Source organism: Halobacterium sp. R2-5, assembly GCF_011734195.1.
GTDB lineage: Archaea > Halobacteriota > Halobacteria > Halobacteriales > Halobacteriaceae > Halobacterium.
The window spans coordinates 802,214-814,050 of sequence record NZ_JAANTH010000002.1 but is presented as its reverse complement, the minus strand read 5'-3'; the positions used below and the strand labels follow the sequence as shown (position 1 = coordinate 814,050).

Sequence of the window (11,837 nt, the reverse complement as noted above, 5' to 3'; positions counted from 1 at the left end):
CACCGGCGAGTATGCCGGTCGTGCGAGCCGACACCGACGCCCGCTACGAGGACGCCCTCGACGTCAGGTACGCCGTGTTCGTCGACGAGCAGGGCGTCCCCGAAGACCTCGAAGTGGACGATCACGAGGACGAAGCCACCCACTTCGTCGCGTACGACGGCGACGAGCCCGTGGGGGCCGCGCGCCTCCGCGAGTACGACGACGGCGTGGGGAAAGTCGAGCGCGTCGCGGTCCTCGACGCCCGCCGCGGCGAGGGCTGGGGCGCGGCGCTGATGGACGAACTCGAAGCCGTCGCGAGCGAGCGCTACGACGAACTCTACCTCCACGCCCAACTGCCCGCGGCGGGCTTCTACGACGACCGCGGCTACGTCCGCGAGGGCGAGGAGTTCGAGGAAGCGGGCATCCCGCACGTCGCGATGCGCAAGCGGCTCTAGGAATTAGCGGGGCTATGCGGAGTCTCCTGTCGTCCAACAGCGCTGCGAGATGACCGTCCCGCCGGCAATCCCGCGGCGTTCACGGACCAGGCGACGCTCCGAAACCAGATACTGCACCCTGTACTCGCGTGCGTCCACGGGCCGCTCCGTCTGCGTCGCCCCATCGGTCGTCGGTTGTGTCGTCGATTCCGTCTCGCCGAGTAGCTCGACCGCGTAGTACCCCGACTCGCTGGAGACGCGCTCGACGACGAGTGACGCCAGCTCCTCGTCCTCGTCGATAGTGGCGGCCGCGTACGCCTGTTCGAACTCCCTCGCGTACGTCCTGGCGCTGTCCTCCGAGAGAGGCTCCGGGCGAGCGGGCAGCCCGTCGATGTCCGGCAGCGGCCGGCAGTCCTCGGGCAGACGGTCCGTCGTGCGTATCGACGTCGTTCGCGACGCGTCTGTGGTCTCCGTCGCTGCCGGAGTGGTCCCCGCCCCAGTCCCGGGGGTACTGTCCGTGCCGAGACACCCAGCGGAGGCCGCGATTCCGGCGACGGACGTGACCGCCGCGAGTACTGCCCGCCGTTTCATACGAATTGGTATCGGCGGCTCTGTAAAGTGCTTTCAGGGAGCTACCCGATTCGGGGAGTCCGGTGGCCACAGGCCCGATCGCAGAAGCCGAACTGCACGGAGAACTCCGCAGCGACGCCTGCTAGAACACGGCGGCGAGGCCGCTGAACACGCCGATCGTGACGACCAGGCGGCCGAGGCTACCGACGAACGTCGCGAGCGCGAACCGCGGGTAGTCCTCTTCGAGGACGGCGAACGCGTAAATGGAGATGGTGTCCGGGAAGAACGGCACCGACAGCGCGACCGCGAGGCCGGCGTGGCCGAACCGCTTCGCGAGTTCGACGGAGCGGTTCTCCGACCACTCCAGGACGTTCCAGCGCGAGCGCCGCAGCCACCGGACGACCGGCCCCGAGCTCTTGACTTCCTGGCCGATGTGGAACGCGAACACGCTGCCCGCGGCCTTCCCGGCGGCGCTCACGAGCATGATGCTCGCGAGGTTCCCGGTCGAGGAGAGCCCGATGTCGATCGGGGCGGCGAGCACGACCTCGCTCGGCCCCGGGAGCGCGAACGCGATGAGGAACGAGTACCCGAAGACGACGCCCATCCCGGGCCAGCCGGTCGCGGACTCCACGACCGCCTCCACGGACAGCACCGCGAGCGGCACGCCGAGCAGCGTCGCGGCGTTCACGCTTTCTGCCCCCACGTCCACTTCGCGTCGAGGACGTACCGGTAGAGCCCGCTGACGAGGATGGCGAACGCGTTCGCGAACAGGTACGGGAGCGCGCGCCACTCCACGAGCGCGAACAGCACGCCGACCTGCAGCGGAATCGCCGACCCGCGGATGAGGTTCGTCTTCACGAGCCCGACGAAGTAGTCGACGGTGCCCGTGTTCCGGTACTGCTGGAACGTCCACGCGTTGTTCAGCACGTACGACAGCACGATGGTGATCTCGATGGCGATGACGGCGCCGATGAGGTAGTTCACGCGCCCGATGTCGACGAACAGCCACAGCAGCACCATCTGGATGCCCGCGGTGAACGCGCCGACGGCGGCGAAGCGCCGCAGCTGTATCGCGAACGGTCCCTCGACGAGCGCTCGCAGGTAGCGGCGGACCATCACTTGTAGCCGAGGGCTTCGAGTCGCGCGCCGAGGTCCTCGTCGACGTCGCGTTCGGTCGTCGCCCCGTTGCGGTCGCGGATGGCGCTGGCGTGCTCGTCGACGAGCGGCGCGAACCGGTCGACGAGGGCCTGCTCCTCGGGGGTGGGGTCGTCGGAGCGGTCGTCCTGCTGGCCGGGGTCCGAGGGCCGGTGGTAGAGCTCGGTCGCGCCGGTGTCGACGTTCTCGACGTACGTCCAGTCCCGGTCGCGGACGCTGACGAGCAGGTCGCCGTCGTCCAGCGAGCGCGGGATGGGCTGGGCGGTCACCGACTCGCCGCGCACGGTCACCGACACGACGGGCTCGTCGTCGGGCTCCTCGCCGTCGAGGACTGTGGGCGCGAGCGAGTCGCCCCGCCAGTCCGCGTCGGCGTCGACGCCCATGAGGTCGGTGACGGTCGGCGGGATCGAGTCGAGCGCGACCTGCTGTTCGACGCGCCGCGATTCGGCGCCCGGGACGTCGACGACGAACGGCACGCGAATCAGCTCGTCGTAGAGCTTCGGGTAGTGCGCGAGGTGGCCGTGATCTTGGAACTCCTCGCCGTGGTCGCCCGCGAGCACGACCGCGGTCTCGTCGGCGACGCCCTCCTCGTCGAGGGTGTCGAGCAGCCGGCCGACGCTCGCGTCGACCTGCCGGACCGCGGCCTGGTAGAGCGTGCGGAGGTCCGCGAGCGTGCGGTCGCCGACCTCCCAGCCGAGGCCCGTGCGGGTGTGCGCGAGCAGCATCCGGTGCGTGCCGAGCACGTTCGAGGACACTTCGCGGATGTACCGCGGCGCGGGAACGTACGGCGTGTGCGCGTCCATGTAGTGCACCCAGAGGAAGAACGGCTCGTCGGCGTCTTCGATGAACTCCGTCGAGGCGTGTTCGACGTCGAACATCCGCGACGTGTCGAGGAACGGCCGGTCGTCGGCATCCCCGCGCAGCCACGACCCCGCGCGGCGCAGCGGCGACGTCGCGAGCTGCAGCCACGCCTCCACCGTCGGGTGCGTGGCCAGATAGCGGCTGTAGATGCTCGACCCGACGCTCGCGACGAACGGCTCGAACTCGTCGAACCCCTCGTCGTAGCCCCAGTGGGAGGTCAGGAAGCCGTTCGCTGCGTTGAACCCGCCCGTGGCGACGCCCGCCTCGGAGAGCGCCGAGGCCAGCGTCGGCGACTCGCTGATGCCGACCTCGTCGGAGTCGGAGAACACCGGCCGGGAGGAGAGCATCGACGGGAACGAGAACGGCGTCCAGTTGCCGTTCGCGAACGCGCGCTCGAAAACAGTGCCTCGTTCGGCGATGCGGTCCATCACCGGCGTGTGTCGCTGTGCGTCGTACGCGCCGATGGCGTCGGCCCGGAGCGAGTCGACGGTCACGAGTACGACGTTCGAGATGTCTGTGTCAGATTCCATGCTGTAGGTGCCCCCGTTCGCCTGCTCGCGACGGCGGCCGCCGCGAGCGCCACCAATGCCTGCCCCTCTCGGCGGGAACGGTGTAGGCGTTTCGCTCGTTCGTCCCATTCGACGGGCTGGCGGAGTATTAACTGCCCGGTGCGTAGCGGCAGCCCTCACCGGAACCAGACGACAACTACAAGGACGGCGCCAGCGACGCCACTCTTGAATGGACGTCGACACCGCCGCCCGGACGTGCACCGACGTGATAGACGCGGTCAGCGAGGCGGTCGTCACGGACCGCGAGTTCCTCGAAACGGTCCTCGCGGGGGCGCTCGCCCGCGGCCACGTCCTCCTGGAGGACGTCCCCGGCACGGGGAAGACGCTGACCGCGCGCAGCCTCGCGGACGCGCTCGGCCTCGGGTTCACGCGCGTCCAGTTCACGCCCGACCTCCTCCCCTCCGACATCACCGGCTCGCACGTCTACGACGCCCGCACCGAATCCTTCGAGTTCAACCCCGGCCCCGTGTTCGCGAACGTGGTGCTCGCGGACGAGATCAACCGCGCGCCGCCGAAGACGCAGGCCGCCCTCCTCGAAGCGATGGAGGAAGGCCAGGTGAGCGTGGACGGCGAGACCCACCAGCTCCCCGAGCCCTTTTTCGTCATCGCGACCCAGAACCCCGTCGAACAGGAGGGGACGTTCCGGCTGCCGGAGGCCCAGCGCGACCGCTTCGCCGTGAAGGCCGCCATCGGCTACCCGGACCGCGCCGGCGAGCGCGAACTCATCGACCGCCGCGCCGACCGCGAGACCACGACGCCCGGCGTCTCGCAGGTCGTCCCGGACGACGCGCTCGCCGACCTGCAGGGCGTCCCCGAAACCGTCTCGGTCAGCGACGGCGTCCGCGACTACGTCGTCGACGTCGGCCGCGCCACCCGCGAGGACGACCGCGTCGAGGTCGGCGTCAGCCCGCGTGGCACCCAGCGGCTCTTCGAGGTGGCGCGCTCCCGCGCCGTCATCCAGGGCCGGGACTACGTCACGCCGGAGGACGTCAAGCGGGTCGCCCGCCCCGTGCTCGTCCACCGCCTCGTGCTCACCGGGCAGGCGACCGTCGAAAGTGTCGCCCCCGAGGACGTCGTGCGGGACGTCCTCGACACGGTCGAAGTCCCCGCCGTCTCGTAGTCACTCCCCGTACGTCTCGTAGAGGTAGTCGACGATATCACCGCTCTCGTTCATGCCGTCGACGGCGTTCTCGGGATCGACGATCACGGGCACCTGGGACTGGCCGCTGATTTCTCGAACTTCGTCCCGCCGGAACTTGAAGAAGGAGACGCGCTCGGTCTCGTAGTCGAGGCCGAGGTCGTCCAGTGCACGCTTCACTTTCCGGCAGTACGGGCAGAACGGCTGGACGTACAATGTTCGCATACGCCAGAGATGGGCGGGGGCGCTGTTATAGCTACAGGAGGTCCGCCAGTTTGCGACCCGAACTGTCCGCTTCGGCCCCCGTCTCGATCGTGATAACTTCCCGTTCGCCGCCGCTCGCGCGGTTGTAGAACGCGACGGCGGCGCCGAGCAGCGTGACGTTCTGGAGGAACGACGTGACCTCCTCGTCGCGGGACTCCTCGTCGGCCGCCCAGAAGTCGTGCATCAGCGGCGTGACGCCGACGAGGAACGCGGCCACGCTGCCCGCGGCGAGGCGCGGGAGCTTCCAGAGACCGATGCCGAGGCTGCCGCCGAGGAGGAGGCCGCTCGCCGCCGGGACGAGCCGCTCCGCGAACGGGACGCCCTTGGCGTCCGCGTACGCGATCCGCCCTTCGAGGTCGTTGAGGTTGCGCAGCGCGAGGGTCACGAGCCCGCTCGCGAACAGCAGGCGGCTGAGCAGCGGGGGCTTGGAGTCTGTGTCGGGCATCGGTGGAACGTCCGCCGGCCGCCCGGTTAACTGTCTATTCCGTGGAAGCCTCTGCCGTCACGTCGCTTGCGTGCGCGGTAGTTACCAGTTCCGTGCCTGCCGTGTTCACCTGTCGGCCGACACTGCCGGCGGCGCGCTCACTCGGCGAGCGCGCCCACGAGCGCCGCGAGGCCGACGCCGGCGGCGACGAGTGCGACGAGCGCGACGCCGACGTTCGCCACGCGCATCCCCGCCGCCACCCCGTCGACGAGCATCGCGGCGTAGTACGCGACCACGCCGACGGCGACGGCGGCGCCGACGTGGACGACTTCCGCCCGAACGGTGGGCGCGCGACGGTCGAGCTCCGCGGCGAGGCCGACGCCGTACTCGCCGACGTCCCACGCCACCATCCCCGCGGCGACGAGCGCGAACACGAACTCCCGGGGGGCGTCCTGCATCCCGGCCGCGGCCGCAGCGACCACGAGCGCGCCGGCGGCGACCGCGGCTGGCGCGCTGCGCTGGGGGATCGCGCGAACCCAGCCGAGGCCTGCGAACGCCAGCAAGAGCGCCGACAGCGCCGCGAGCGGTGCGAGCAGGCCCGCGAGCGCGAGCGCTGGCTCGCCGAACGTCGCGACGACCCCGTCGAAGCTCGAATGCGCCTGTTCAGGGAGCGCGGCCCGCGCTTCCGCGACGACGCGCTCCGCGAACACGACGCCCACGACGACGGCGAGCACGCCGCCGCCGACGGCCGGCGCGACCCGGCGAAGGCTCTCGCGGTGGTCCCCGGTCGCGAGCCGTGCGAGCCACAGCACGGAGACGACGAGCACGGAGACGGCGATTGCGGCGAGCAGCAGCGTGCGCACCGCGCCCGACGACGCGACGGCCCCGACCAGCGAGACGAGGCCGTCGGGAACACCCGAGAGGACGCGGTCCGCGATGCCGGCGGCGTACGCGACGAACACGACCGCCCAGCTCAGGGCGAACAGCCGCCAGACGGACAGACAGACGACGACAGCGTACCGGGTCGCCCGCGACACCGCCGCGCGCTCGTCTCGCGGTGCGAGTTCGACGACCGGCGCGGCCTCGACCCCTGCGGCGAGCGCGCGCGCCGTCGCCGCGACCAGCACGAAGAAGACGACTACGTCGACGTCGCTGCCGGTCGGCGTGGTGGCCAGGCCTACGAGCGCGCCCGCGACGTCCCCGAGTTCGCCGAGGATACCCGCGTCGCTCCGGACGCGTCCGACGATGGCGACGACGGCGCCGAGGAACGGGAGCACGGTCGTCACGACCACCACGGAGAACGCGCGGCCGATCGCACCGCCGCCGACCCCGCCCGTGAACGCCGCGGTCGCGCCGAACCCCGCGGCCGCGATGGCGACGACGACGGCCGGGTCGAGGACGTCCGCGAGCAGCGGGAAGTCCGCGGCAGAGAGCCCGGCCGCGGCGAGGACGGCGACGCCGCCGGCGGGCGCGAGCACGGACGCCGCGAACACCGCTATCGGCTCCTCGCGGGACGCCAGCCCGGTCGCGACCGCGAGCACGCCGCCGCCGGCGGCCGCCAGGAACGCCAGCGAGCCGTAGGACGCCCGCGCGTCGTTGACCGCGAACGCGACAACCGCGACCATCGCGAGCCCCGCGACGAGCGTCGGCCGGCGGACGGTCGCGGCGCTCATCGCTGCCCCTCCCGAACCGTGGTGGTCGCGCGGGCGACGGCGCTCGCGAGCGGTTCCTCCGGCGTCCAGTCCACGACCCGTGTCCCGGCCGCTCGGAGGTCCGCGAGCGCGAGCGCGCGGTCGGCCGCGGCGAGCGTCCGGCCGGGCGTGTCCGTCGCCGTGACGTCCGGGCTGACCGCCGTGAGGCGGTGGCCGTCGGCAGCGAGTCGGCGCGCGAGCGCCACCGGGAAGTCGTCGAGCGCGGGCGAGCAGACGACGACCTGTGTACCCGGCGGGACGCGCCTCGCGAATCGTTCGATTCGGCCGTCTTCGCCGTCCAGCGACTTCCCGCCGTCGGCCGCGGCCTCCGGCGCAGCGGACGCCGCCGTCGACTCCACGTCGGATTCACCGCCTCCCTCGCAGCCCCGCTGCTCGACCGCGGCGTCGAGGACCGTCGCGACGCGGGCGTGGTGGGCGTCGCCCGTGCCGGGCGGCACCCACGCGGGGTCCGCACCGCCGGTGACGGGGTCGTCGATGCCGAACACCGCGAGACCGACGCGGTGGCCGGCGGTTTCCAGCGGCTCGACGGCGCGCGCGGCGGCGTACGCGGACAGCGACGCGCCCGACGGCGTGGCGGAGTGCGCGGTCGCGCGGGCGACCTCGCGGGCGTCCACGGCGAGCACGACCGCGGCGGCGCGTCGCTCGCGGTAGTTCACCGTGGAGAGCTCGCCGGTCTTCGCGTAGCGCCGCCAGTTGATGCGGCTCGCGGGGTCGCCAGGCTGGTACTCGCGGGTCGAGTGGAACTCGATGCCGGGGCCGCCGGAGTCCGTCGGCAACGTTCCAGCGTGCGCGGTCGTCTGTCGGCGCAGCGGCACGTCGGCGACGCTCACCCGGCAGTCGATGGCCGCGTCGCCGTCCGCGGGCGCGTCGACCGTGCGGGCGTTCGTCGAGCTCGCGCCGCGGACGCGCACGCTCGGCTCGTCGAAGGGGAACTGGCCGCGGTCCGCGACCACCGTGTACTCGACGGTCGCCGACCCGCCCTCCGGGAGCGCGAGCGCGGCGTCCGGCGTCCCTTCGACCACGCGCAGGTCCTCGGGGACGCCGTCGGCGACGCGGACGTCCGGGAGCGCGCCGCCGCTCGCGTTCTCCACCGTGAGTTCGACGTCGACCCTGTCGCCGGGCAGCGGCGACTCTGTCGAGAGCTCCCGGGTGACGCGCACCGCGTCGCCGCGCCGCGGGACCGAGAGCGCACCGTACAGCACGAACACGAGCGGGACGACGCCCGCGACGAGTAGCGCCGACCGGCCGCTCGCGACGCCCGCGCCGGCGAGCACGAGCGCGGCGAGCAGCCCGCCCGTGAACCGCGACTGGCTCACCGCGACCCCTCCGTGGCGAGCTCGTGGGCCGCGTTCGCCGCGCGCTCGACGCGCCGCTGGAACGCACGTTCGGGGTGAATCCAGCCGCGCAGGCGCTCGCGGAGCGGGTATCGGGGCGCGCGCTCGTCGCCGAGGAACGCCGCGGCGACCCGGTCGTCGGTCCACTCGCCGGCCGCGACCGCCGCGGCTGCGTCCTCGACGCCGCGCTTCCGCGCGACCGCGCGAACGGCCGTCTCCCTGGCGCGCTCGCGGACTCGCGTCCGCAGCTCGCCGGTGAGCGCGACGTCCTCGTCCGCGACCCTGTCGAGCGCGCCGTCTATCGGCTGCCCGGGGTCGGCCGCGGTCGGGCCGCCGCCCGCGTCCGCGAGCGCTCGCGGCTCCGCTGCCGGCTCTGTCTGCCGGCGCCGCCGGAGCGCGTACCCGACGAGGGCGGCGCCGACGACACCCGTCGCGAGCGTCGCGTTCACGCCGTTCGCCGCGTCCGCCAGCGACGCCGGCGCGAGCCCGAGGACCAGCGCGACCGCGAGAGCGACGGCCGCGACGCCGGCTGCCGCCAGCAGCGAGCGGACGACCGAGGTCACTGTTTCTCCTCCGTCTCGTCGTCCTCTCGAACGTCTGCGAGCGCTTCCCGCGCGCGGTCGAGCCGCGACGACTCCGGCCGGCCGCCGTACGCGGCGTCCCGGAACGCGGCCGTGAGCGCGTACACGGGCCCCGACGGGAACCCCCGGGAGACGGCCTCGCGGGCGACCTCCGCGGGCGTCTTCGTCTCCCAGCGCTGGACGCCGACGACCGCGACGAACCGCCGCCACACCGACTGCAGGCCGTCGCTGTCACCGTCCTCCGGAGCGGTGGCGCTGGCACCTGCGGCGCGTGGGTCTCCCTGGCTGCCAGCGCCGACGGCTGCCGCACCGCGCTCCGCTAATCCGCCGAGATCGGGCAGGTGAACGCGGCCCGGGAGCCCCGCGAGCCACGCGAGGACGCCGCGCCAGCCGTCCGCCATCGCCGCTCGGGCTTCCCCCGCGAGGTCGTCGAGGGCGTCCGCGAGACTGACGAGCGCGCCGACCGCGTACGAGACGACGCCGCGCGCGGCGGCGACGAGCGCGCTCGCGATCGCGTCGAGGGTCACCCCTCTGCTGCGCGCCACGCTGGCGAGACCGGCGAGCGCGCCGACGACGAGGAGCACGGCGAGAGCGGCGGACGGCAGCACCCAGTCGACGTACGTCGTGACGTGCTTGTCGCTGGTCGCGGCGGCGACGGGCGGCGCGCGCGACAGCGGCATCTCGAACTGTACCGTTCCGTCCGCGTTCGTCTGGCCGACGTGCTCGCCGGCGACTGTGACCGCGGCTCCCGCGATCGGCTCGCCGCCGGACGTGACGCGCGCGGAGGCGTCCGCGGACGGCAGCGGCGCGACCAGCGACGGCGACACCGCGACCGAGAGCGCGTCCACGGGGTACGTCGTCGTCTCGCTGAGGTCGTCCCGGGACGCCGTCACGTCGAGCACGCCGCTGGCGTCCTCCGGGACGCTGACGGTTATCTCGCCGTCCTCGTCCGTGCGGCCCTGCTCGACGCCGCTGACGCTGACCGCGGCGTCCGGGAACGGGCGGCCCGCGACGGTGACCGAGAGCGCGCGCTCCGTGCCGGGTTCGACGTCGCCGTCGAACGTGAACCGGACGTCGGCGTTCACGTCGAACGTCTGCGCGGTGCTGTTGTCGTCGTCTCCGTCCTGCTGGGCGAACGACGGCGGTGGGACGCTGGACGCGCGGTCGCCACCGCCCGCCGTCGAGAGGTCGGCTGTGTCGGTGACGTTCACCGTCGTCTCCACCTCGACGGTCAGCTCCTCGGTGTACGGCACCGTGAACGCCACCTCGCCGTCGGTGTCCGTCTGACCGACGCGGTCGCCGTTCACGACGAGCGCGACGTTCTGTGCGGGGACGCCCGCGGTCGTCACGGTCGCGGTGACGTCCTCGCCCGGCACGGCGGTCCGGTTCAACGAGACCTCGAAGTCGCGCTGGTCCTCGTGGAGGTCGTCGCGAGCGCTCTCGCGGGCGTCGCCGGGCGTCGGGTCGAAGCGCACCCAGCCGACGTCCTCGAAGTACACTTCCACCCACGCGTGGGCGTCCGCGCCGCGGACGAGGTACTTGCCGTCGCCGACGTAGTCGCCGCCCGCGTAGCCGACGACGTAGCGCGCGGGCACGTCCTGCGTGCGCAGCATCGTCGTCATCGCGGTCGCGTAGTACTCGCAGTAGCCGGCCGTCTGCTCGAAGAGGAACTGGTCGGTGATGCTGTCGCCGGGCTCGGGGACGTCGGTCAGCGAGTACGTCTTCTCGGATTCGAGGTGCCGCTCGATGCGCTCGGCGGCATCGTAGCGGTTGTCTGCGTCGCCGACTACCTCGGCGGCGCGCTCGCGGACGCGGTCGGTCGTCTCGACGGTCGTGTACTCGGTGTCGACGACGCTGCCCGCGACGCGCACCTCTCGCAGCGCGCTCGGCGCGTCCAGCGGCTCGACGCTCTGCACCTGGTACGTCTGGTCCTCGGGGAACGCCGGGTTCGCGTCGATGCCGCCGGTCTGGGACAGCGAGACGGTCGCGCCGCAGCCGTCGTCCCCGCACGTGAGGTCGACCGGCCGCCACGGCGTCGGCAGCGAACTCGCGGGCTGGCGGAGCGTGACCTCGCTCCACTCGGTCGGCCGCGTCTCCGCGGGCCGCGGCGGCTGGACGCGGTTGACGTTCTCGCGCTCCCAGCCAGCGCCGGTGTACGTCGTGTACGCCTCGGTCCGCCAGTACTGGGACTCGTCGCTTTCCGCGACGAAGTGCGGTTCGTCGGCGTTCTCCCGCTGGTCGAGCGACATCGCGCCGCCGACGTCCGTCGAGGACCCCGGCGACAGCGCGCCGAACGCCGACGTCTCACTGTCGAGTTGGGGCTGCTGGTTCGCGTCGGCGAGCAGCTGGTCGAGGCCGGGGAGGCCGCGGAGGAGGTCGGGCACCTCGCTGGGCGCGGGCGGGGAGTCGAGGCCGCCGAGCGGCGCTTGCGCGGCGAGCGCGGGGGCGGCCGCGGAGGCGGCGACGAGGCCGACCGCGCAGACGACTGCGAGGAGGGCGCGGCGGGCGTCGGGACCGTCGGGGGCGTCGCTCATCGTGCGTCCGTTCGCCGCCACGGCACGTATATGATTCGGAGGGTGCGCCGTCAGTCTTCTCGGAGCCCGAGCGCCGCGAGGACGGCCTGCCCGAACAGCAGAACTGCCAGCGCGGCGCTCGCGAAGAACAGCGGCGCGGCCAGGAGCCGGGCCGTCCGGTACGGGAGCACGAGCCGGCTGAACCCGAGGACGACGAAGCTCGCGGCGACGAGCGCGAACAGCAGCAGCGAGCGTGAGACGAACGCGTTCCGGGACACACACCCAGTCGCTGCTCGGGGCGCT

12 protein-coding genes and 1 pseudogene are annotated in these 11,837 nt (G+C 72.8%); 2 read left to right on the top strand and 11 right to left on the bottom strand.

Features of this window, described 5'->3' with window-relative positions; all coding sequences use genetic code 11:
• Positions 1-11: 11 nt before the first annotated feature.
• Positions 12-434: a GNAT family N-acetyltransferase gene (locus tag G9C83_RS12970; protein WP_167246556.1), complete on the top strand. Its 423-nt coding sequence runs from the start codon at positions 12-14 to the stop codon at positions 432-434.
• A gap of 12 nt (positions 435-446) precedes the next feature.
• Here G9C83_RS12970 and G9C83_RS12965 read toward each other — a convergent pair whose 3' ends face one another.
• From G9C83_RS12965 to G9C83_RS12950, 4 genes are all read right to left on the bottom strand, one after another.
• Positions 447-1,004, bottom strand: a complete 558-nt coding sequence (locus G9C83_RS12965; RefSeq protein ID WP_167246555.1) for a hypothetical protein — start codon at positions 1,002-1,004, stop codon at positions 447-449.
• Between the two features lie 121 nt (positions 1,005-1,125).
• Positions 1,126-1,656 carry a VTT domain-containing protein gene (locus G9C83_RS12960; protein ID WP_243838073.1) on the bottom strand — a complete coding sequence of 177 codons (531 nt, stop codon included), beginning with the start codon at positions 1,654-1,656 and terminating at the stop codon, positions 1,126-1,128.
• 11 nt (positions 1,657-1,667) lie between these two features.
• Entirely contained in the window at positions 1,668-2,099 is a 432-nt protein-coding gene (locus tag G9C83_RS12955; RefSeq protein WP_167246554.1) for a GtrA family protein, read from the bottom strand.
• Complete coding sequence (locus G9C83_RS12950; protein WP_167246553.1) at positions 2,099-3,529, bottom strand: sulfatase; 1,431 nt, start codon at positions 3,527-3,529, stop codon at positions 2,099-2,101. The genes G9C83_RS12955 and G9C83_RS12950 overlap by 1 nt, the downstream gene beginning before the upstream one ends.
• 208 nt (positions 3,530-3,737) lie before the next feature.
• Here G9C83_RS12950 and G9C83_RS12945 point away from each other — a divergent pair, with 208 nt between their 5' ends.
• Positions 3,738-4,688, top strand: coding sequence for a MoxR family ATPase (locus G9C83_RS12945; protein WP_167246552.1), 951 nt, complete (start codon positions 3,738-3,740; stop codon positions 4,686-4,688).
• Here G9C83_RS12945 and G9C83_RS12940 read toward each other — a convergent pair whose 3' ends face one another.
• The 7 genes and pseudogenes from G9C83_RS12940 to G9C83_RS12910 all read right to left on the bottom strand — a co-directional run bounded on the left by G9C83_RS12940 (position 4,689) and on the right by G9C83_RS12910 (position 11,812).
• Positions 4,689-4,931: a glutathione S-transferase N-terminal domain-containing protein gene (locus G9C83_RS12940; RefSeq protein ID WP_167246551.1), complete on the bottom strand. Its 243-nt coding sequence runs from the start codon at positions 4,929-4,931 to the stop codon at positions 4,689-4,691.
• 112 nt (positions 4,932-5,043) lie between these two features.
• Positions 5,044-5,415: pseudogene (locus tag G9C83_RS12935) on the bottom strand (DoxX family membrane protein); the annotation flags it as partial.
• A 137-nt stretch (positions 5,416-5,552) separates the two neighbouring features.
• A complete protein-coding gene (locus G9C83_RS12930) occupies positions 5,553-7,067 on the bottom strand; it encodes a hypothetical protein (RefSeq protein ID WP_167246549.1) in 1,515 nt (504 codons plus the stop codon).
• Positions 7,064-8,422 (bottom strand): DUF58 domain-containing protein, encoded by a 1,359-nt coding sequence (locus G9C83_RS16290; RefSeq protein ID WP_167246548.1) that lies wholly within the window; start codon positions 8,420-8,422, stop codon positions 7,064-7,066. The genes G9C83_RS12930 and G9C83_RS16290 overlap by 4 nt, the downstream gene beginning before the upstream one ends.
• Positions 8,419-9,003: a hypothetical protein gene (locus G9C83_RS12920; protein WP_167246547.1), complete on the bottom strand. Its 585-nt coding sequence runs from the start codon at positions 9,001-9,003 to the stop codon at positions 8,419-8,421. Before G9C83_RS12920 ends, G9C83_RS16290 begins: the two co-directional genes overlap by 4 nt.
• Positions 9,000-11,555 carry a transglutaminase domain-containing protein gene (locus G9C83_RS12915; RefSeq protein ID WP_167246546.1) on the bottom strand — a complete coding sequence of 852 codons (2,556 nt, stop codon included), beginning with the start codon at positions 11,553-11,555 and terminating at the stop codon, positions 9,000-9,002. Before G9C83_RS12915 ends, G9C83_RS12920 begins: the two co-directional genes overlap by 4 nt.
• 50 nt (positions 11,556-11,605) lie before the next feature.
• Positions 11,606-11,812, bottom strand: coding sequence for a hypothetical protein (locus G9C83_RS12910; RefSeq protein ID WP_167246545.1), 207 nt, complete (start codon positions 11,810-11,812; stop codon positions 11,606-11,608).
• Between the last annotated feature and the right edge of the window lie 25 nt (positions 11,813-11,837).